General features: G+C 51.0%; 21 protein-coding genes. 6 read left to right on the top strand and 15 right to left on the bottom strand.

The genetic code is table 11. The features are described 5' to 3' along the window. Positions 1-121 precede the first annotated feature (121 nt). From JOE09_RS05040 to JOE09_RS05075, 8 genes are all read right to left on the bottom strand, one after another. Positions 122-1741 carry a DUF2326 domain-containing protein gene (locus JOE09_RS05040; protein ID WP_087050408.1) on the bottom strand — a complete coding sequence of 540 codons (1620 nt, stop codon included), beginning with the start codon at positions 1739-1741 and terminating at the stop codon, positions 122-124. Next, positions 1731-1955, bottom strand: a complete 225-nt coding sequence (locus JOE09_RS05045) for an ABC-three component system middle component 7 (RefSeq protein WP_072440315.1) — start codon at positions 1953-1955, stop codon at positions 1731-1733. Before JOE09_RS05045 ends, JOE09_RS05040 begins: the two co-directional genes overlap by 11 nt. Next, positions 1939-2718: an ABC-three component system protein gene (locus tag JOE09_RS05050; RefSeq protein WP_205064961.1), complete on the bottom strand. Its 780-nt coding sequence runs from the start codon at positions 2716-2718 to the stop codon at positions 1939-1941. Before JOE09_RS05050 ends, JOE09_RS05045 begins: the two co-directional genes overlap by 17 nt. Positions 2719-3262: 544 nt before the next feature. After that, positions 3263-3565 carry a helix-turn-helix domain-containing protein gene (locus JOE09_RS05055; protein WP_105592619.1) on the bottom strand — a complete coding sequence of 101 codons (303 nt, stop codon included), beginning with the start codon at positions 3563-3565 and terminating at the stop codon, positions 3263-3265. Positions 3566-3569: 4 nt separating this feature from the next. Continuing rightward, entirely contained in the window at positions 3570-3920 is a 351-nt protein-coding gene (locus tag JOE09_RS05060; RefSeq protein ID WP_205064962.1) for a type II toxin-antitoxin system RelE/ParE family toxin, read from the bottom strand. A 405-nt stretch (positions 3921-4325) separates the two neighbouring features. Continuing rightward, positions 4326-4841, bottom strand: a complete 516-nt coding sequence (locus JOE09_RS05065; protein WP_205064963.1) for a TIR domain-containing protein — start codon at positions 4839-4841, stop codon at positions 4326-4328. Positions 4842-4986: 145 nt separating this feature from the next. Continuing rightward, positions 4987-5823 (bottom strand): macro domain-containing protein, encoded by an 837-nt coding sequence (locus tag JOE09_RS05070; protein WP_205064964.1) that lies wholly within the window; start codon positions 5821-5823, stop codon positions 4987-4989. Between the two features lie 18 nt (positions 5824-5841). Next, a complete protein-coding gene (locus tag JOE09_RS05075) occupies positions 5842-6405 on the bottom strand; it encodes a TIR domain-containing protein (RefSeq protein WP_205064965.1) in 564 nt (187 codons plus the stop codon). Positions 6406-6700: 295 nt separating this feature from the next. Between JOE09_RS05075 and JOE09_RS05080 the strand changes: the two genes are divergently transcribed. Further along, complete coding sequence (locus JOE09_RS05080) at positions 6701-7240, top strand: DUF2058 domain-containing protein (protein WP_205064966.1); 540 nt, start codon at positions 6701-6703, stop codon at positions 7238-7240. Positions 7241-7335: 95 nt separating this feature from the next. Here JOE09_RS05080 and JOE09_RS05085 read toward each other — a convergent pair whose 3' ends face one another. After that, a complete protein-coding gene (locus JOE09_RS05085) occupies positions 7336-8034 on the bottom strand; it encodes an RluA family pseudouridine synthase (RefSeq protein ID WP_205064967.1) in 699 nt (232 codons plus the stop codon). Positions 8035-8270: 236 nt separating this feature from the next. Here JOE09_RS05085 and JOE09_RS05090 point away from each other — a divergent pair, with 236 nt between their 5' ends. Beyond that, the gene (locus tag JOE09_RS05090; protein ID WP_200547898.1) at positions 8271-8753 is read left to right on the top strand and encodes a cold-shock protein; all 483 of its coding nucleotides are present in this window, start codon (positions 8271-8273) and stop codon (positions 8751-8753) included. Positions 8754-8863: 110 nt separating this feature from the next. Further along, positions 8864-9109: a DUF2543 family protein gene (locus JOE09_RS05095; RefSeq protein WP_205064968.1), complete on the top strand. Its 246-nt coding sequence runs from the start codon at positions 8864-8866 to the stop codon at positions 9107-9109. A 52-nt stretch (positions 9110-9161) separates the two neighbouring features. Here JOE09_RS05095 and JOE09_RS05100 read toward each other — a convergent pair whose 3' ends face one another. The 4 genes from JOE09_RS05100 to JOE09_RS05115 form a co-directional block, all read right to left on the bottom strand. Further along, a complete protein-coding gene (locus JOE09_RS05100) occupies positions 9162-10445 on the bottom strand; it encodes a c-type cytochrome (protein WP_205064969.1) in 1284 nt (427 codons plus the stop codon). A gap of 15 nt (positions 10446-10460) precedes the next feature. Beyond that, positions 10461-12236 (bottom strand): GMC oxidoreductase, encoded by a 1776-nt coding sequence (locus JOE09_RS05105; RefSeq protein WP_205064970.1) that lies wholly within the window; start codon positions 12234-12236, stop codon positions 10461-10463. Between the two features lie 2 nt (positions 12237-12238). Beyond that, a complete protein-coding gene (locus JOE09_RS05110; RefSeq protein ID WP_205064971.1) occupies positions 12239-12964 on the bottom strand; it encodes a gluconate 2-dehydrogenase subunit 3 family protein in 726 nt (241 codons plus the stop codon). Positions 12965-13215: 251 nt separating this feature from the next. Then, complete coding sequence (locus JOE09_RS05115) at positions 13216-14376, bottom strand: MFS transporter (protein ID WP_338049293.1); 1161 nt, start codon at positions 14374-14376, stop codon at positions 13216-13218. Positions 14377-14558: 182 nt separating this feature from the next. Here JOE09_RS05115 and JOE09_RS05120 point away from each other — a divergent pair, with 182 nt between their 5' ends. Next, a complete protein-coding gene (locus tag JOE09_RS05120; protein ID WP_205064973.1) occupies positions 14559-15464 on the top strand; it encodes a LysR family transcriptional regulator in 906 nt (301 codons plus the stop codon). Between the two features lie 59 nt (positions 15465-15523). Continuing rightward, positions 15524-16429 carry a helix-turn-helix transcriptional regulator gene (locus tag JOE09_RS05125; protein WP_205064974.1) on the top strand — a complete coding sequence of 302 codons (906 nt, stop codon included), beginning with the start codon at positions 15524-15526 and terminating at the stop codon, positions 16427-16429. A gap of 8 nt (positions 16430-16437) precedes the next feature. Here the strand turns inward: JOE09_RS05125 and mdlD are convergent, their stop codons facing one another. Next, the gene (gene mdlD, locus JOE09_RS05130) at positions 16438-17745 is read right to left on the bottom strand and encodes an NAD(P)-dependent benzaldehyde dehydrogenase MdlD (protein WP_205064975.1); all 1308 of its coding nucleotides are present in this window, start codon (positions 17743-17745) and stop codon (positions 16438-16440) included. A gap of 352 nt (positions 17746-18097) precedes the next feature. Between mdlD and JOE09_RS05135 the strand changes: the two genes are divergently transcribed. Further along, positions 18098-19693, top strand: a complete 1596-nt coding sequence (locus JOE09_RS05135) for a GMC family oxidoreductase (protein ID WP_205064976.1) — start codon at positions 18098-18100, stop codon at positions 19691-19693. 86 nt (positions 19694-19779) lie between these two features. Here JOE09_RS05135 and JOE09_RS05140 read toward each other — a convergent pair whose 3' ends face one another. Continuing rightward, positions 19780-20442, bottom strand: a complete 663-nt coding sequence (locus JOE09_RS05140; RefSeq protein WP_205064977.1) for a Crp/Fnr family transcriptional regulator — start codon at positions 20440-20442, stop codon at positions 19780-19782. Positions 20443-20524 lie beyond the last annotated feature (82 nt).

Raw genomic sequence — 20524 nt, forward strand, 5'->3', positions numbered from 1 at the left:
AAATTAAGGCCCTGTACTTTAGATAAAGCAGGGCTAAACTTGACCTTATCAGTTAAAAACATGATTAATCTGTCTTTCACTAGTTCATGCATGGTTTTGTTCCCCCGGATAAGTACCTTAGTTACTGTTGTTTTCTCCAGTCTTTATTATAGAGAAGATCGTCATCGCTTAACTTAAGAACGGTATGAACACGCAATAATCGTTCTACTTTGGCACCGAATTTTGTGGCCTCATCAAATGAAAGGAATATTTGCTTACGTTTAACTGATGCTAGAATTCGAATGATGTTCCTTGTAGCAGGCACCTCAATATTCTTGTAAATTACTGAGTCATGGATGATGAATGGGAGGTGAGTCAGTGAAAGCATAGCAAGATCAAATCCAACTAAACCGGCATACGACTTTCCAGTTCCAGTATCTTCCGGCGAGATGAAGTTGTATGAATTTGCGTTTTTTATTCTCAGCTGAGAGGCATTTCTGCTTGGTCCGTATACCACATTATTAAAGTTTTTTAATTTTATATTCATTACAGCTTCAATACTGAGAAAAATGTCCACGTATATCGCTTCCAAGCGTTCTTTAGATAACAACGCTTCTTTCTCAATTGCTTTTTTTTTGTCGTAGAAGTTATTCTCTTCAGCAGCTTTGTCCGCAAGTTCTTTTAACTCGAATACTCGCGTAAACATATCATCAGGGGTCCCTTTTGATGCCAAGCCTAATCGTATTTTGTTGTCTAAACTATCGATCTCTACATTGAAATTTGATAAACGTTCAGAATACAATTCAAGATCCCTCTTAAGCTCCCTTTGTACCATTTTGCTAATATTTTGATGAAAAGATTCAACCTGCTCGAGTCTTTTAGCATCTACATTAGGAAAAAACTCCTTAACAAGAGCAATATTAGCAGTTAATCTCGGTGTCACACCTAAGAGGTCTCGCTTAATTCGGTCTATTTTTATAAGCACATCTTTCTTTTGGCTAGAAAACTCATTTTTCTGCTGCTGAAGTTTACGCAGTTCCTCGTCAAAAAGAGCCTCATAAGCACTTAACGCACCAGTAAATCCCCTTTTTAACGCTTCAATAGTATTCGTGTTACCCGTAATTATTTTCTGGTTGGTCTTGTATTGAGCCCTATTGATTTTGGGGATAATTTCTGCATTCATAGACTTGGATATTAGCTTTTTCCTTTCATTATGTGCGTCTAAAACAGATTTCTCTTCAGCGATATCAGTCATGTGTTCAAAAAGATCGATGAGCCGTCCTATAGCCTTTCCTGCTGACTCTTTTGCATCTCCAGAAAATGGTTGCTCAGGATCTAAAGCACCTTTATTCCATATTCGACTAAAAGGGCTAACTAATGAACGAAAACTGCTTACTAGGTGATCTAAATAATAGAGTTCTTTGAGCTTAGCAGTATATTCATCTATACTAATATTATTAATTATTTCATAGTTTATATTGCAGATATGAACTATATTCGATTCATCAGTTGAGCGTTTGAAAAAATAGCTAATATTATTGAAAATAAATTCAAAGTTGTATGAGTGATGCCCTAATGATTTGATAACACCAGCTTTATCATCCATAAGAGACGTCCCTCCCATGGCAAAATCAATTACCATTAAAGCAGAGGATTTTCCAATTGAATTTTTAGCATCATCATCACCAAGGATTACATTCAAGCCATGAGTAAAAGATATTTCGCCATGATTGAAAAGCGGGCAGGTTATTTTACTTAACATAATTTATCATTTCCATCGAAGCATCAACATCAATCAAACCAAGAACATAGAGTATATCTAAAGCATGTAAAAATTCCGAGGCATCTTGAAAATCCCCAGATGTTCTAGCCAATAATTCCGATAACTTTTCATCATTTACTTTCGTATTTAAAATGACACGCATCTTAAAGATGGTCGATTCTTCAAGAGTAGTAAATTTAGTTGGAATCAGCATCGAAGACCTCACAATTTTGGATAAAAAAAGAGGTAAGGATTTTAGATGCAATTAGAGATCTTCCAGACTTTAGGCATATCCATTGTGAAACATAGTTGAAAACTAAATCTTTGTTTCTAGGATTTTGCTTATCTATTACTAAATAGTAAGAGTTTATCTGGTTTTGCAATATTCGTATTGCCGCTTGATCTATCTGCTCAATAAGACGAATATGATTTCTAATGGGCACAAAAAAATCAATAACATTTGACTGAATTTCTCTTTTCTGCAAAGGACTTATATCACTTTTGAGTTTACCATTAAGTGAACTGACATCTAGTTTAGTCTCAGACAAATCGCCAAAATTTCCATCAACACGCACAATAAGATCCAATATTTCACAAACCTCACCTTGAAGAACATGTTGAGATGCAGTCAGTCTTGCTTTTGTCTCACTTAGATAGCCATTTTTAATTTGAAGAAGTTTAAGGTATTCTTCTACTTTAAAATCCTTGTTATACTTTGTGTGGCAGCTCGGGCATAAGAGAATTACATTATCAAGTGAATTAATATCATCAGGGACTATATATCCTTCCAGAGACTTCTCTTGGGTTTTATTTGGATTCAAAGGATAAATATGAGCAATTTCATAACCTATGCTGGGGTGCCTAGAACTTGCCTTCTTGAACATCATCGGTGATGTGCAAAGCGGGCAACAGCCTCCTGTTTCCGCATACAGAATACTGTGTTCATTAGCATGGTATTTAATCCTTGCATTCGCCATATGCTAAAATCCTGTTCGCTTCTTTAGAATTCTTTTGTAAGTGTACGTACAAGTAGTGCGAGAACGAGCCCCCCTGTCCCCGACAGTTTACAATGTAATGCCCTCATATCGCTACAACCCAATGATAGATCACATAATTCATAAACTCTTTGAAAGATCTCAGATTTTATAAAAAAGTACAATTAAAATAATATAAGGTGAAAGAAGCCGTCAGCATCCCGGAAACTGCATGCAACCGCACACTTAAATATTCCCCTGCCAGTGCAAAACTGGGCTGTCAATCCGAAGGTTTAGTGTAAAGTTTAACAGCATTTGCTTACTATCTGTAAAGTGACATGCATGACAACGGATTGGTTTAGCAAAAGTATTTGTCGACTCATTGATGTGGTGGTCATTCTGGGGGTCTTGACAGAAAGGGAATTCAGGATTAGCTTACTTATTAGCCAGTTACTGGCAAAGGCGATCCCAGTCAGAGGAGCCATATTTAGAGAAGCCCGCTTAAGGAAACTTAAGCGGGCTTTTTGTTTTTCATGCCACTTACGAATTACAGTACAAATCCGTAGTGAGAACCATCAGGCAGTTCAATATCCAGGCGAAGTTTACCGCCGGTGGCTTCAACATAGCGTTTAAGCGTGGAAAGCTTGAGGTCGCGCCCCGGTTTTTCCATCCCTGCAATGGTCGGTTGTTTGATGCCCAGCGCCTGCGCCATTTCCACCTGAGTTTTCTGCACTTTCTCACGCAGTTCGGCGAGGTGAATGTTGAGCAGGATGTCCGTCGCCATCGCCTGAGCTTTGGCCACGACTTCAGGTTTTTCATCCGCAATAAGCTGCTCCAGCGTTCTGCCCATCGCGTTACTCCTTTTGTAATGTGTTCAACCAGTTCGTGAATTCCCAGTCAGCAACAGGGAGCATTTCTTCGTAAAAACGCTTTTCACTGCCAACCTTATTGCCAGCACAAAGCACAATGCCTGTGCGGGCTGGGTCAAAAGCGAAAAATGCCCGTATAGGATTACCCCGGCTCTGAATGCGCAACTCCTTCATGTTACTGTAGCGGGAGCCTTTAAGCGTATCGGCATAAGGTCTGGACAAACCCGGTCCTTTTTCCCGCAGGACCAATAGTGCTGCTAGCACGCAGGCTCTATCGGTATCATCGAGCGAGGTAAACCAGCGATCAAACCTGTCCGTTGTTTTAATCGTCCACACGGGACCTCCTGAACAATATAGGCTGAATACTATATAGGTGTAAAGCTATAAAGGTGATTATGATACGAAGGAGTGAGGAACTCATCTGCCATTACGGCAAAACTGAAGATGCATTCAGATATTTCGGTGAATAACATGTATGGCATTCAAAGCCTTACGATCTGTATCGAAAAACAGATTCAAATCAGGATGCTGCTCGCAGAGCATGAAACACAGGGGCACCCCGGAGGGCCATTTGTTGCAGAGAGGAAATAATGTGAATAGGACTGATGTAGAAAGAGGAAACTATTTTAGCCTGAAAAACATTTCCCGCTGATATGATGAAATGCTGAGTGGTCACTGGTGGATGTCGCTTTCACGATCTCCTACCTGCAAAAACAGGCAGAAGATCGGGAGGAACTGCACTCAGGCACCTAACGCCGCCTTCACCGCCTGATAATCCCAGTAATATTTCCCATCTTCTTTGTAGCACATGGCTACATGGGTACCGGCGTATTTTACGGCGTCCGGGCATTTAGCTTTATTGACGGACGCGGCGTTGTAAAGCACCACAATTTTCAGTTTATCTTTAACCGCTTTTTCGCACTCGTAGGTAATATAGCTACGATGGTCTACCGCCCGCCCCCTGTCGCAATACTCCCACAGACTGTTGTAGCTCGCGCAATATCGACAGCCGCCGCTTCTGGCATCTTTGGTATTACTACCCACAATCAGTACGAATGTTTTTGACGCATTAAGCCGGGTAGCTAAAGAAGCCTTGATGCTGCAATTCAGGCTGCTGTCCCTGGCCTGGGTTAAGCTATGCGCATCGGTGAAAGACAAACTCCAGTAATTATTTTCATTCCATGTATGCAGCTGCTCAATGGCATCACTGTCGCCATCCCATTCCCCGGCCAGATAGGTTTTTGTACGATAGACCATAAAAGCTCACTCCTCTGTTGTGTTGAGCGTTATGTGAAATTTCGGGAAAGTGAAGCCGCGATAATAAAGAATCCGCTTCAACCCCTATCCGAATGCTTGAAAATGAACTTAATAAATACGGCCAGGCTGATTATATGAAAAAAATTCATAGCCCATTTTTAGATGACTTAAGCTCGAAGAGATTAATTTTTTTTATTTTATCCTGATGGATAACAATGGTGAGCTTTGCAGGATAGGCAAAGCGCATCTCACTCACGCGGAATGTCCACAGCATAATCTTCAGCAGCTCTTCATCGCTAATTCCCCTGTGCTCCTTTATTCGGGTTATTCCGGAACCGAAAATGGGCACGGAAACACTCTCCATGGCATAGACGCGATTAACGCGATCCCAGAAGTTAATCAAAAACGTCAGGTATTCTGCCATTGTTAAACGCGCTTCATTATGCTCACTGAAACGGGCAAATGCCGTCAGCAGATAATCTTGCCAGACGCAAATTGTCCCCAGTTGGTAACTCTGTTTCTTCCCGCTCACTCGCTCTTCTTTAACGCTAATCATATCTTCCCGTTCGAAGCGATAGTTAGCGATATGTTCATCAAGCTCCGCCAGGTCGCGGTTAAGGTGTTTATTGATGAAAATGCCGTTAAGGCTGCGGCTGGCAATGATCTTCTCATCGACCTGTGTATCAAAGTATTCGTTGAACGCGATGGCTTTCAGACCCGGCTGGCTAAAAATATCGCCAGCCTTAATCGTCACCGTCGTTCCGTCAACGGTTAAATCGATGGAAGTTAATTTATTCGCCCGACGCCATACAAACGCGTAGATGCCGAGCAAAAGAAGGATACATATAATGCCAGCGAGCGTTTTATATTCATCGGGAATATCCCAGAAGAGGACGTAAGCGGTGATGGCACCGGTAATACCTGAGGCATATTTAAAAAACTCATCCCTGACCTTCTTATCAAACAGTTTAACCTTTAACATCTCTGCTCGCTCCCTGAGTTAAGACGTATAACGATACGCTCCGGAATCAACCTTACCATTAACGGTAAAACCCTCATCGTTAAGCGCGCGCGTGATCAAATCCTTATTCAGCGGAACGTGAAGCGTCGGTACGGATGACATTGAGTCTCTGAGCACAGGAAGTTTTTCCCAAAGATCTTTTATCGACTGTTTAAGATTATTATTTTCCAGCAAACTCTGTGCAGTATCATAGTCTGGATAAATAATAATAACCGGCAGCCCCCGATCGTTTATACCATAGTCAATTTCTTCTGCCAGAGCGCGGGAAGATTTGGTTTGCGAGCTTAAAAAAAGTACGATGTTTTTTGAATGTCTCAGCCGCTGATGCAGGCGCGGCTTGAGCGTTTTTTCCCAATCGCTGCCATCCCTGACGTTATAGGTTTTATCATGCGAGTCAATAAAGGGGAACGTATCATCTTTCCCTTCCCACATACGGAGCATGTTGTAATACACAAAATCTTTTGCTCCATGAGCATCTAAATTCCCTTCCTGAAAAGGTTCCGCAACGTAAAAGGCGCAATAGTTTCCATTCCTGTACGACATCCAATACCTCGAGTTTTTAAAAGATAACAGCCACGCCATATTGTATATATCGGTATGATGTTAAATCCATACGGTAAATAATGAATTAGCTGGAAGCTCATTCCAGTAACCTCGTTAATTTAACGCTGTTTTATAACGTGATTACTCATCAAAATAGCGCTGCGCCAAAACGACATAGCTGGATCACAGCGGGGCCGATCATAATGCTCTCCACCAGCCGGGCCGCTACCCCTGGTACAGCCGTAAAAAAACCAGGTATAATCTCTGGCATCATTCAACGGATTCAGAAGCGAAGATGTCAAAACTCACCTTACAAGAGCAGATGCTCAAAGCTGGCTTAGTGAGCAGCAAAAAGATGGAAAAAGTGCAACGAACGGCGAAGAAATCGCGGGTGCAGGCGCGTGAAGCAAGGGAAGCCGTGGAAGAAAACAAGAAGGCGCAGATTGAGCGAGACAGGCAGCTGAGCGAACAGCAGAAGCAGGCCTCGTTAGCAAAAGAGTACAAAGCGCAGGTAAAACAGCTGATTGAGATGAACCGCATCCTCATCTCAAAAGGCGATATTGGCTTTAACTTTACCGATGGCACGCTGATTAAGAAAATTTTTGTGGATAAAACGACTCAGGCCCAGCTGATTAACGGCCGTCTGGCGATTGCACGTCTTGGCGTGGATAACGTGGGTGAAAGCACCTACGCAATTATCCCGGCCGTCGTTGCCGATAAAATCGCCCAGCGCGATGCCGACAGCATTGTGTTAAACAGCGCGTTGAGCCAGGAAGAGCAGGATGAGGACGATCCGTACGCCGATTTCAAAGTGCCGGACGATCTGATGTGGTGATACCCGCGCGATGCGGTTCGAAGAATGAGCTGGCTTTCGTGTCGGCTCATCTCAGGCTGCGGTGTCCGATCGCCGCAGCATCAGCCTCAGCAAGATCAGAACGGCGCTTCACAGCGGGCTTCAATACGCTCTCCGCTGACCGGATGGTTAAAATGCAGCTCGCTGGCATGCAGCATCAGCCGCGTAGTCTTCTCTGTTCCGGGCAGCCGCAGCCCGCCGTAAAGATCGCAGCCTAAAATGGGATGCCCCAGCTGCTGGCAGTGGATGCGCAGCTGATGCGTGCGTCCGGTTTCCGGCGTCAGCTCAACCCGCGTTAGCGGCAGGAATGTTCCATCTGGCAGCTGGCGCTCGAAGCGCTCAACCACCCGATAGCGGGAGCGTGCAGGTTTCCCATTGACGGCGCATATCGACATCAGCGGGAACAGAGCAGGATCTTTGGCAACAGGCGCATCAATGAGCCCTTCATCAGCGACCACATGCCCGCAGAGCAGAGCGCTGTAAATCTTGCTCACCGATCGCTGGCTGAACTGCTGGCACAGTGCAGCGTTGACGGCCTTATTGCGGGCGATCACCATCAGTCCGGAAGTGCCAAAATCCAGGCGATGCACCAGCGTACAGCCGGGAAAAATTTTAACCATCCGGTGGTGAACCGAATCAAGGTTCTGCGGATTTTTCCCCGACAGGCTCAGCAGCCCGCTGGGTTTATCGATCAGCACCAGATGTTGATCCTGATAGAGCGTTTCGATGCTGTCATGGCACGGCGGAGCAATAAAGGTGTCGATAATCTCGGACATCAGGTCACCCGGAGCGAAAGTGGCTGCGGATAATAACCCATTTTAAGCCGGGGAACGAATTTGCGACGGGGTTACTGACCCGGTCCTTATTCCGTCTGATTAACGCCCTGCCCCGCCGACCTGGCACTGCTGAAATTTATCATCCAGACTGATAGTAAAGGCGTGGTCTGCGCGGGGATTGTGTTTTACACTGCGCGCTGCAAAAACCGAGTAGATAAACGATTAAGTAGGCAAAAATGGCGATGAACGGAACGATCACAACCTGGTTTAAAGACAAAGGCTTTGGATTTATCAAAGATGAAAACGGTGACAACCGTTATTTTCATGTGATCAAAGTCGCCAACCCGGACCTGATAAAGAAAGACGCGGCGGTCACCTTCGAACCAACCACCAATAACAAGGGCCTGTCCGCCTTCAACGTCAAGGTCGCTCCAGAGAGCAAATACATCTTTATTGCCGGTGAACGAATTAAGCTCACCTCGATCAAATCCTGGCTGGTTTACAACGAAGAAGTGCCCGCCGACACCCGCATTGATAAAGAACATGTGGTGCTGTCCGTGGGTGCGCTGATGAGCAGCATTAAACCTAAGGCTACTGTGAATCCTGACGAAATGCGTTCAATAAAAAAACTGGCGATCAACACCTTCCAGGGGACGACATTAATCTTCTCGGAAGATGAGATAGACGTGGATGCCACGGTGAAAATGCTGAAGATCTGAGATCGATCGCGCTGACAGACCGGCAAAACAGAGAATAACTGGATAACGATATTCACCGGGCCAGACAAGGCACACCACAGCTGGCCCGGTCCTAACACCCGGAGCAAACAATGAGCAATAACATCCCTCTGAAATACTACGATATGGCCGAAGAATATGCGGAGGAAACCGCGCTGCCGGTGAATGAGGCAGAGTTAGATTCACTGGCACATTACTTCCAGCTGCTGCTCACCCGCCTGGCGAACAATGAAGAGATCAGCGAAGAAGCGCAGGGAGAGATGGCGGCGGAAGCCGGTATTAAAGTGGAGCGGATTGACGACATCGCCAATTTCCTCAATCAGTGGGGCAACGAGTAACTCACTGAACAGCAGGCCGCCTCAGCCCTCAGCAAAAGCGGCCTGCTCATCGTTACTGCCTCTGTCCTCTACTGTCCTTCTCAGGCTTCGGCAGATTTTTACGAATCTCCTCAACCTGTTCCGCACTGACTGCCGACGCATTATTACCCCAGCCGCTACGAACGAAACTCAGTAAATTCGACATCTGCCGGTCATCCAGACGCCAGGCAAAACCCGGCATTGTCAGGCCGGTTATCGCCCCCTGTGTCACCGGTGTTTTCCCCCCGCGCAGCACCATGCTAATCAGCGATGACGGATCGTCACTGAGCACCGCCGGATTATGCGCCAGCGCCGGGAAGGTCTTGTCATAGCCTTGACCATCAATACGGTGGCAGGCGGCGCAGTTATCCATATACTCCTGCGCGCCCGGGCGGCTCATATCCCCTTTAGTCAGCGCTGCCGCCGTGGCCGAGTCCTCCTTCGGCGCGACGGCCTGCGGATCTGAGGATTTCAGTGATTTCAGATACACCGCAATCGCCTGCAGATCCCGATCGCTCATATGCTGGGTGCTGCGTGTTACCACCTCGCTCATCAGCCCAAACGCCGCGCTGCTGCCGGTGTGCCCGGTTTTCAGGAAAACAGCAATATCCTGCTCTGACCAGCGGCCAAGCCCGACTTTGATATTGCTGGTCAGATCCGGCGCATGCCAGTCTTCCAGGGTGCCGCCGGTGAGAAATGCGTCATCATGCTGATCGAGGCCCTTTTCCTGGAAACCGATGCCGCGAGGCGTATGACAGGAGCCGCAGTGCCCCAGCCCCTGCACCAGATAGGCCCCGCGATTCCACTGCGCGCTCTGGCGGTTATCCGGCTGATACACCTTTTTGTGATGGAAGATCTTATTCCACACCGCCAGCGGCCAGCGCATGTTCAGCGGCCACACTATCTCGCTGCTCCGATTGTGCTGGTTCACCGGTTTCACCTGATGCATAAAGTAGTCATACAGCGTGCGAATATCCTCGTCAGAGACCTTAGAGAACGAGGTGTAAGGCATCGCCGGATAGAGGTGATGGCCGTCTTTGGCCACGCCTCTGCGCAGAGCTTTAGCAAAGTCATCGTAGCTGTAATCGCCGATGCCCGTCTGCCCGTCCGGTGTAATATTGGTGGAGTAAATCGCCCCCACCGGCGTCGACATTTTCAGCCCACCGGCAAAAGGTTTGCCGCCCGCCGCCGTATGGCAGGCGACACAGTCCCCGGCGGCAACCAGTTCCTGCCCGCTGCTGGCGGGGCTGCTGCTGGCCGGGGCCGACATCAAAGCCAGCGCCAGCAGGGATAACCGCATAGTCCATTGAGTTTTCATCTGCCTTCCTCCCTGTCAGGCCTGAACCAGTGGTCCAGGATTAGCCAGATACCGCGTGCGGATTGCCTCGGCGGCAAACAGCGCGGTAGCTCCCACGATCCCCGTTGGGTTATAGGCCTGATTCTGCGGGAAGCAGCAGGCACCCAGCACAAACACATTCGGCACGTCCCAGCTTTGCAGGTATTTATTAACCACGCTGGTTTTCGGGTTATCGCCCATCACCGCGCCGCCGGTGGTATGCGTTGACTGATAAGGACGCACGTCGTAGTGCGCATCCATTCCCATAAAGCCCATTTCATAACGATCGGGATTAATCTTGCGGACGATGCCCTCGGCTTTGCCGCCGACAAAGTGTGTCATTTTCAGCTCGTTCGGCTGCCAGTCGAAGGTCATCCGCAGCAGCGGCTGGCCGTGCAGATCTTTATAGGTGGGATCGAGATCGAGGTAGCACTGCTTATAGGGCATCACTGACCCGGAAGCGCTGACATTCATCGTGTGCAGATAGCTCTCTTTAATCGCCTTCTTCCAGCCCGTTCCCCACTTCGGCGCATCGTGCGGAGTGCTCATTTGCTGAATGGGCCGTCCACCGGTAATGGTGGCCGAAATCGTCGATCCGCCGATAAAATCCAGCCCACTGTGATCGAAGTTTTCGGAGTTATATTCGTCGATAAACATGCCCGTGGTGCCGCTGGCGGCAAACGGATTGAAGAAGGTATCTTTATTGAAATACAGCGAAATACCGCCGTTCATCTGGTAGGCATAATTGCGACCGACCACGCCCTCGCCGCTGACCGGGTCGTAAGGCTTGCCGATTTTGGACAGCAGCAGCAGACGCACGTTATGCAGCTGGAACGCGCTCAGCACTACTAAATCAGCAGGCTGCTCAACCTCCTGGCCGTTAGCATCAATGTAGGTGACCCCGGTGGCTTTAGTGCCGGTAGAGTCAGTATTCACCCGCAGCACCTGCGACTGCGTACGCACCTCAATATTGCGGTACGGCTTCAGGGCCGGATGCACGCAGGACTGCGGCGACCCTTTCGAGTAGGTAAAACAGCCGAATCGTTCGCAGAAGCCACAATAGTTGCAGACGCCAAGCTGAACACCGTAGGGATTGGTCCAGGGTTCGCTACAGTTGGCGGCCGGAACCGGGAAAGGATGATAGCCCAGCTCTTTGGCGGCTTTACTGAACAGCATCCCGGAATACTGCTGTTTTAGCGGTTTGGTCGGGTAATGATTACGCCGCTCCGACTCATAAGGATTACCGCCGTCGATCAGCGTGCCGTTGACGTTACCCGCCTGGCCCGCCGCACCGCAGATCTTCTCAAACTTGTCGAAAAACGGTTCCATTTCTTCGTAACTGAACGGGTAATCCTGCACCGTCATATCCGCAGGAATAAAGCCCGCGCCGTACTTTTCAATCACCGTGCTGCGTAATTTCAGATCCGCTTTCAGCGGACGCCACAGCATGCCATTCCAGTGTACGCCTGCCCCGCCTACGCCGTTACCGGGTAAGAACGACCCAAACCGGCGGTAGGGCAGCGCGGTCTGCGATTGGTTGTGGCGGACGGTCACCGTCTCCTTCGACGGGTCCTGAAACAGCTTCAGGCGAATCGCGTAGGTCAGCTCATCGGTGATCCGCGGATAGGCAAAATCAGGCCAGGTATCGCGCGCCTCGCCGCGTTCCAGCGCCAGAATTTTCAGCCCGGTATCGGCCAGCTCTTTCGCCATCAGCGATCCGGTCCAGCCGAAACCGACGATCACAATATCAACGGGGTCTTTTTTAATTACCACGGCTACGCACTCCTTTTGCCGGAAATACTGACCGGACCGAGCGGATAAGGTCGGTTCGGGTGATCCATCACCTGCTGATAGTCGGCACGCGCACCGGGGAAGCCAATTAACTTCCACGAGGCCAGCGTCTGATTGCCCCCGTGCATCGGATCGGCAAAATACCCCTCTTTGCAGTTCTCAAGCATCTGGGTAAAGAACAGGCTGCCGGGCACCTCATCAAAGCTCAGGTCGTTGCTTTCCAGCCTGCGCAAGATATCGTTCTGCTGCGGATGTTCCAGCTCGGCAAACGGTTTATGGAACGTTTTCTGGCACCAGCCGTTAACCGCCCGAATGCCGCGCCGCCAGCTCTCGCGAGGGATCAGAGCCGACTGATAACCCAGCTCGGGTTCTGCCGTGGCAAAGGGTCCGTGCATATACCACAGATGACCGTATCCGTAAGGCAGTTCCATCTGTCGGTCAATAAACACCGGCACACCTTCGCTCAACGCTCCCGGCCCATGCTCATCGGCGGGGATCAGACGATCGGTCACCGCCAGCACGAACGGCCATTCCTCGCTGTTAAAAAAGATCGGTACGTAGTCGGCGCTGACCCCCTCCGACGGTTCTGAAGCGGCCATGCCGTCAAATGAAACCAGGCTGTTACCGGCAGCGGCCAGCGGGATTAAGGCGAGAGTTTGCTGCAAAAAGCGGCGCCTTGAGGGGACGCCCTTATTTCCTTGTTTGCTCATAAAGCTTCCTGTTGCTTACGCTAAAAGGTGCCTCAAGACGAGGCACCAGAATGATAAGATCTTGTTATGTCGTATCAATTAGCCATACTACGCACGGAAGAAGCCGCTGAGAACGCCGTAAAATATCCATTTTTACCAGCATTACCCTTAACGTTAAGAAGATAAAATTATTTAACACACTGACTTTATTAGCATTGGTATCAATATCGTCAGAGACGTTTTTAACAATATGTAAAGAATTAATCCATGACTTACTCAGCCACAGGCCGACGGCGCAACCGCACGCCGGGCAGCATGGTCAGCATAGCGATCGCGGCCAGGACCAGCCCCAGCAGAATCGGTGAGCGAAAACCCAACCCGGCATCAATGGCGTAGCCGCCGCCCCACGACCCAACCACCACGCCAAGGCAGATCACCGAGGTATGCAGGGTATTAATCAGCGAGGTGTTTTCGGTCACCTTGAACACCCTGGCGGACATCGCTGGCGTCAACGTAATTCCGGTCAGTCCCATCATCATCACCGATAGCAGCACGGCGGTTTTACTTTCCACCAGCGTGTAAAGTCCGATCAGCGCCGCAATTAATAGCAGGCCACCGTAAAATATCACCCGCAGCGGTATTTTATCCGCCACGCGGCCAACGATAATATTGCCGATCACACTGCATAAACCGTAGGCAAACAGAATGGCGGGGATCGATTTTGTTGAGAAGCCCGCCGCCCCGGAAAAATAAGGCACGAAATAGCTGAATACGGCAAAGGTGGCGGCAATAATAAAGAAGCTGGTGCTGTAGGCCAGCCACAGTCCGGGGTGAAATACAGAATTCACCTCAGCCCGAATGCTGCCCTGTTTTTCCGCCTTCACCTCGGGAACAAACAGCATAATTCCCAGCGCAGCCAGCGCGGTCAGCACAATCACCAGAGAAAATGCCGCACGCCACCCGAGATAGCGATCGAGCAGCGCTGACAGCGGCAGGCCAAAAACCATCGCTATCATCATTCCACCTAACACAATCGACGCCGCCACGCCAAAACGGGCAGGATCGACCATCTTCGACGCCGCCAGCAGAGCAAAACCAAAGAATGCGGCAGAGGATAAACCGGTAAAGAATCGCGCCACCGCCAGCAGTTTCCAGGAGTGCGAAAAAGTCGCCACGCTCTGCGCCGCAAGAAACAGCAGGCTGATGACGAGCAGCGCGGTCTTATTACCCACCTTAATTAAAACGGCCGCCAGCAGCGGACCGCCAACCACCATCCCCAGCGAATAAATGGTGATCAGATAACCGATATCGGGAATAGAAACCTGCAGGTCCTGCGCCATCGAACTGATTAATCCGGCCACCATAAATTCAGACGTGGTCATGGCAAATAACGTAAATCCCAGTATATATATTGGCAAAGGCATAATAACCATCCGGTAGTAATACAGCGTTTTAGATGATTCCGACCTTAATTTAAAATTCGCTGTCCGGTAAACGCGCCGATATTCATATTGGTTATGATAAAAATCATAAGCATCCCGTTATCCCTGAAGTGACAAACTCGCTAATATAGTCGGGCGATATTCCACAGCGGCAAACAGAGAATGGCAACGATATGGATCTGAACGCGTTAAAAATATTCGTTAAGGTCGGCGAGCTGCAAAGCTTTACCCGTGCGGCGCACGCACTGGGCTTCACTCAGTCCGGCATCTCCCGCTCCGTGGCCCGGCTGGAGGAAGACCTGAAAATCTCGCTGATCAACCGCAACACCCACAGCATCAGCCTGACGCCGGACGGGCAGTTTCTCTATGCAGCCTCCAGGGGACTGATCCGGCAGATGGATGAAATTGAGCACCGCTTGGATCAGCGCAGCAGCGTGGTCGAAGGCGCGCTGAAAATCACCACGCCCTCCGCCTTTGGCCGCCTGGTCGCCATGCCGCTGCTGGCGGACATGCTGCATCGCCACCCGCAGCTGACCATTGATACCGTGATGAGCGATCGCGTGGTGGATATCATTGAGGACGGTTTCGATGCCGCCATTCGCATCGGCGACGTTGAGGATCAGCAGGTGATCGCCCGCAGGATAAAAGATCTGCGGCTGGTCACCGTCGCTTCCCCGTCCTTCGTGACGAGCTTCGGCACGCCAGCAACGCCCGCAGAACTGGTCGGTTTCAACTGCCTGACGGTGAAAGGGCAAAAAGACGGGCGCAGTACAGACTGGATGTTTCGGAACCAGGGAGAAGATCTGCGGGTCAGCGTGACGGGCAATATGAGCGTCGACAACGCCGATGTGCTGCTGGACGCCGCGCTAAACGGCATCGGGCTGGTGCAGGTGATGGATTTCGCCGTGGAACCGCTGATTGCCAGCGGCAAACTGGTGGAGGTACTGCCCGACTTTTCCGGCTTTACCCGCCCGCTGCATCTGATCTATTCGCCCTCCCGCCACCGTTCGCCGAAGATCACCGCGCTGTTGCAGGCTTTCGGCGTTGTCGATTTGGAAACGGCGGTGAAAGCGCGCTAGATGCCGCCAGAACATTATTTTATACTGGCCCCCGTCGCTATAACGCCATGAGTAGCAGGATGAAAAGCACCGACCTCTCGCTGTTTCTGGCTGAATCTTACGGCCTGCAGTTCCTCAAACCACCACAGGCCACGCCGCTTTCAGACGGCCATTTCCGCTATCTGAAAACTCCGGCGGCGACATTTTCGCAGTTCAGCGCCTTCAGCGATGCACTCGCGCCCTGCCGCGATACGCCTTTCAGCAACCAGGTGGTATTTAAACTGGTCACAGAGGGGGATATACGCATCGAAAACCGCTTCGGCGAGCTGTCCCTGCCGCACGGTTCCCTGTCATTAATGCCGTGGAATCCGCAGTTTGAAGAGACATTTACCGCGCCCACCTCTCTGTATGTCATCGGCTGCGACCGCGCGCTGTGCCAGCGCATTATGCCACTCGCACAGCAGCATGGCGGCTACTCAACGCAGCTTACCACTGAAGATTTCGCCTGGCTGACGCAGCTGATCGATCAGTATGTTTCCCAGTCGCAGCAGCTCAGCCCTGCGCTGGCCACCATCGGCAGCCAGATGATTATCGCCACGCTGGGCGAGGTGTTGTTAAGTAGCGAAAAAGTCACCAGCGCGAAGAAAGTGTCGAAAATGCACAATATCGTCGCCATTAAGGACTATATTGCGTTGAATTTGCAGGCGCAGGATCTGAGCCCCGAAACGATTGCCGATCATATGCGCCTGAGCGTTAACTACATGAACCGCATTCTGGCGGAGGAAGGCCTGTCGCTGATGAAGCTGGTCTGGCAGATGCGGCTGGAAGAGGCTCGCTGCCTGCTGACCCGGCCGCTGACCAGCGGCATGCAAATGGCCGAAATTGCCTGGCAGTGCGGCTTCAGCAGCCAGTCCCATTTTTCCCAGGCGTTCCGTCGGCATTTTGGCCTCAGCCCAAGGGAAATGCGGGCGGCGCGCCCGCATTAACGTCTGTATTATTTGCAGCTAACGGTGCGCACCGAGCGCCGGTGCGAATACACATCAAAGCTGGCTTTGCCGTGATATTTTCCCATTCCCGATGGCCCAATGCCGCCAAACGGCAGTTCTGCCGATAACACGTGGGTCAGAATATCGTTGATCTGCGCATCGCCCGACTGGATTGATTTAATAAACGCCAGCGCGCGCTCTTCATCGCGGCTGAACGCATACAGCGCCAGCGGTTTAGCATGGCGGGTGATGATGTTCTGGCGGCATTCGTCCAGATCGGCGTAGGTAATAATCGGCAGGATCGGCCCAAAGATCTCATCCTGCATCAGCGCATCGTCCCAGCCAACGTGCGTCACCACCGTCGGTTCAAACTGGCGGGAAGCCTTATCGTAACCGCCGCCGACCACCACGTTACCACCGGTTTTTTCCAGATAGCCTGCCAGCTTTTCAATCTGCCGCTCGCTGACTACTTTGCCGATCGACTGCCCGTTAAAACCGGCCCGTAGCACCGCCGCCAGCTTCGATGCCAGCGTATCCCGCAGCGCCTCCGGCACCAGCAGATAGTCCGGTGCCACACAGGTTTGCCCGCTATTCAGGTATTTACTGAAGGCCAGCCGCTCGACCAGATGGTCCAGATCGGCGTCCTCAAACACCACCACCGGGCATTTACCGCCAAGCTCCAGCACCACCGGGGCCAGATGTTCGGCGGCGGCCTTCATCACGATCTTGCCCACCGTCGGGCTGCCGGTGAAGAAGAAGAAATCAAACGGCAGCGACAGCAGGATTTCATTTTCCGCCCGGCCCCCTTCAACCACCGCCACCCACTCCACGGCAAAAGCCTGCTCCACCACGGCCTTAATGACCGCCGAGGTGGCGGGTGTGGCCTCTGAAGGCTTGATGATCGCCGTATTGCCCGCGGCAATCGCCCCCACCAACGGCGTCAGCGCCAGATTAAACGGATAGTTGAACGGGCCGATGATATAGCAAACGCCGTACGGTTCAGCGCAGATGCGCCCTTCGGAACCGGCGAGAAAACCGCTGAGGGGAAACACCTCATCTTCAGCCCACCCGGCCAGCCCGGCCAGCACGCCGTCAATTTCCTCGATGACTGCGCCGATTTCCGCCAGATCGACGATGTCCGGCGTTTTACCCAAATCGCTTTCCAGCGCGTGATGAATTGCCTCGCGGTTAGCCAGGATAACCTGCTTCAGCTTGTGCAACGCCGCAGCACGCTGCTCAACGCTCTGCGTTTTACCGGCAAGAAATGCCCGCTTCTGGCCATGAAAGAGTTCGGTAATACCCTGTTGATTAATCATTTCTATTCTTTGCTCCCGTCATTAATAGCATTCGTTACGTTTCCACAGCGCGGTATGAATATTGTCAGCGGTAAAAACGTTAATTCATACTTTCAGTGTGGCCAATCTAACAATCTGGATACAAAAAATTTTACTCCTCGGTGCATTTAATTTTATCCTGCGGTGCATTTTATTTTTATTTGTTAATTATCAATAATTTAAAAAATGTCTTTTTCTTATCATTCCCGGCCATTTATTAACTTCTCAATTGATGTTTTTCACATAATTAATCATATTGCATAACAGAAATAGCCCTCCCACCTGCTGTTAATTAATGACGGCTATGCAAAATAACTCGCAGTAAGGAAAAAGAATGAGTCAGCAAGATTACGACGTACTGGTGATTGGCAGCGGCGCGGCAGGATGCGTAGTGGCCGGTTATCTGGCCGAAAATACCCAGGCAAAAATCGCCGTTCTGGAAGCCGGATCAACAGATAAAGATCCAATGATCCATATCCCGGCGGGCTACGGCCAGATTCTGGCGAAAGATCGCCACGTCTGGCCCTATGACACCACGCCGCAGCACGGCACGGTCAGACGTTTTCGCATGGGCAAAGTGGTCGGCGGCGGCACCTCGATCAACGCCATGTGCTACGTGCGCGGGCAAAAGCGCGACTTTGACCACTGGCATGAAGCCAGCGGCCACGACGCTGACTGGTCGTTTGAAAACATCTGGGACACCTTTATCGAGCAGGAAAAAAACGACACCTTCCACAATCAGCATCACGGTATCAAAGGCACGCTGGCGGTACAGCTGCCCCACGGTATCAATCCCCTGAATCAGTACTGCATGAAGGCATTCCAGGAATACGGTGTGCCGTACAATGCCGACTACAACGGCGACAGCCAGCTCGGGGTTTCCCCGGTACAGAGCAACGTCAGCGAACAGAAGCGCTGTAGCGCGTACGTCGCCCATCTGAAGTGCCACGTCGATTCCGGGCGCGTGACGCTGCTGACCGACCGCACCGTGCGCCGCGTGCTGATCGATGCGAACAAAGCCACCGGCGTGGAAGTGGACGTCAAGGGTGAAATCCAGCGCATTCACGCCGCCCAGGTCATTCTGTCCGCCGGAGCGGTGCAGTCACCGAAAATCCTGATGCATTCCGGTGTCGGCCCGGCGGCGGAACTGCAAAAATTCGGTATCGACGTGAAGGTCGATCGGCCTGCGGTCGGGGAAAACCTGCACGATCATCCGATTATCCCGGTCAGCGCCTACGTGAAAGGCGTGCTCGGCTATCAGAGCGCCGCGCTGGGCTTTGGCACCATCAAAGCCGGTATGCGTTACTACATCACCAAAGATGGCCCGGCATCCGGCAACGGCATCGAAACCGTTTCCTACTGGAATCCGCTGGATCTGGCGGCAGAGCCGACGGTGCAGTGCTACCACGAACCGATCATTTCCACCAACGGCCTGAGCCCGACCGGCACCCGCTCCGGCGTCACATTTGCCCTGGTAGTACTGCAACCGCGCAGTCGGGGCTCGGTTCGCCTCGCCAGCAAAGATCCGCTGGAGATGCCGCTGATCGATCCGAACTTTATCGGCGATAAGTGGGACCTCGACGTGGGCGTTCAGGCGGTGAAATCGATCCGCGAAGTGATGAAGCAGGAGTCGCTGGCCGGTATTCTTGAAGAGGAACTGATGCCGGGCGCAAAAGTGCAGAGTGATGAAGAGATCGAGACCTTCGTCAAATCCGTGGCAACCACTATGTGGCACCCGGTGGGCACCTGCCGTATGGGAAGCGATGACGACGCGGTGGTGGATGCCAGTCTGCAGGTGCGCGGCGTGGAAAACCTGTACGTTATTGATGCGTCGATCATGCCGACCATTACCAGCGGCAACACCAATGCCCCCACCCAGGCGCTGGCGCTGATCGGCGCGAAGCGGCTGGCAAAACGCGTCTTTGCCTGATAGCAGAGTACCCGCCGCCACGGCGGGTCACTTTTCATCCGTACTGAAAGCGTGAGCGCAGATGGCCGATCCGCCATCCGGCCGGTTTATTTCTCGGGGTGCAACAGCAGCTGGCGGAATTTATCGATATCGCAAATGACATAGTCGCTGGCGACCTTCTCAAGATACTTTTCGTCCACCAGCTGATGCAGCGCACGGCGGTAGGTGCGCTCGGAGCAGCCAAAGCGTTCGGCTTCCCGATAAACCTGTGAAAAGTCGACCAGCGGTTTGTTCTGCTGATGCCGTTCATACAGATCCGACACGATATTCAACATCAGCGGCTGGAGGAAACGCTCCATGGTTTTCGCCATGCCGCGCTGGTAGCTGGTCGACAGCAGCTGGCTGAGCCAGACGCCGACCTCCGCATGGCGGGTCAGCAGCTCGTCCATCATCGCCCGGGGGATCACCTTCACCGTCATCGATTCATGGGCCACCACCGAAAACTGGCTGGGCGTGTGGGTCAGATATTCAATTTCCCCGATGATCGTATCACTGACGAAGCGCTGGCCGAGGCTGAAGGTTTTCCCGTTGCCCGCGTTGTAATGCATGGTGTATTCACCCAGCGCAATCCAGTAAAGGGCTTTAATCTCCTCGCCCTGTCGCAGGATAACCTCACCGGCTCCCATCAGTTTACTTTTCAACGGTGCCGCATTAACCGCATCGCGCAGGATCTGATGCCCGCGCTGCGCAAATTGCTGAATAATTGTCATAATATCGCGCTCTCAACGGCAAAAAAGTGGCTGAGACTAGCCGCCCGGCTGAAGCATTGTCAATACGCTATCAGCCGTTCAT

This window comes from Pantoea coffeiphila (genome assembly GCF_016909495.1).
Lineage (GTDB): Bacteria > Pseudomonadota > Gammaproteobacteria > Enterobacterales > Enterobacteriaceae > Erwinia > Erwinia coffeiphila.

Coding starts and splice junctions, on each gene's coding strand:
- JOE09_RS05040 (WP_087050408.1), bottom strand. CDS start 1,741: ATGTTAAGTAAAATAACCTGCCCGCTTTTCAATCATGGCGAAATATCT.
- JOE09_RS05045 (WP_072440315.1), bottom strand. CDS start 1,955: ATGCTGATTCCAACTAAATTTACTACTCTTGAAGAATCGACCATCTTT.
- JOE09_RS05050 (WP_205064961.1), bottom strand. CDS start 2,718: ATGGCGAATGCAAGGATTAAATACCATGCTAATGAACACAGTATTCTG.
- JOE09_RS05055 (WP_105592619.1), bottom strand. CDS start 3,565: ATGGGCAGAACGCTGGAGCAGCTTATTGCGGATGAAAAACCTGAAGTC.
- JOE09_RS05065 (WP_205064963.1), bottom strand. CDS start 4,841: ATGGTCTATCGTACAAAAACCTATCTGGCCGGGGAATGGGATGGCGAC.
- JOE09_RS05070 (WP_205064964.1), bottom strand. CDS start 5,823: ATGTTAAAGGTTAAACTGTTTGATAAGAAGGTCAGGGATGAGTTTTTT.
- JOE09_RS05075 (WP_205064965.1), bottom strand. CDS start 6,405: ATGTCGTACAGGAATGGAAACTATTGCGCCTTTTACGTTGCGGAACCT.
- JOE09_RS05080 (WP_205064966.1), top strand. CDS start 6,701: ATGTCAAAACTCACCTTACAAGAGCAGATGCTCAAAGCTGGCTTAGTG.
- JOE09_RS05085 (WP_205064967.1), bottom strand. CDS start 8,034: ATGTCCGAGATTATCGACACCTTTATTGCTCCGCCGTGCCATGACAGC.
- JOE09_RS05090 (WP_200547898.1), top strand. CDS start 8,271: ATGGCGATGAACGGAACGATCACAACCTGGTTTAAAGACAAAGGCTTT.
- JOE09_RS05095 (WP_205064968.1), top strand. CDS start 8,864: ATGAGCAATAACATCCCTCTGAAATACTACGATATGGCCGAAGAATAT.
- JOE09_RS05100 (WP_205064969.1), bottom strand. CDS start 10,445: ATGAAAACTCAATGGACTATGCGGTTATCCCTGCTGGCGCTGGCTTTG.
- JOE09_RS05110 (WP_205064971.1), bottom strand. CDS start 12,964: ATGAGCAAACAAGGAAATAAGGGCGTCCCCTCAAGGCGCCGCTTTTTG.
- JOE09_RS05115 (WP_338049293.1), bottom strand. CDS start 14,376: ATGGTTATTATGCCTTTGCCAATATATATACTGGGATTTACGTTATTT.
- JOE09_RS05120 (WP_205064973.1), top strand. CDS start 14,559: ATGGATCTGAACGCGTTAAAAATATTCGTTAAGGTCGGCGAGCTGCAA.
- JOE09_RS05125 (WP_205064974.1), top strand. CDS start 15,524: ATGAAAAGCACCGACCTCTCGCTGTTTCTGGCTGAATCTTACGGCCTG.
- mdlD (WP_205064975.1), bottom strand. CDS start 17,745: ATGATTAATCAACAGGGTATTACCGAACTCTTTCATGGCCAGAAGCGG.
- JOE09_RS05135 (WP_205064976.1), top strand. CDS start 18,098: ATGAGTCAGCAAGATTACGACGTACTGGTGATTGGCAGCGGCGCGGCA.
- JOE09_RS05140 (WP_205064977.1), bottom strand. CDS start 20,442: ATGACAATTATTCAGCAATTTGCGCAGCGCGGGCATCAGATCCTGCGC.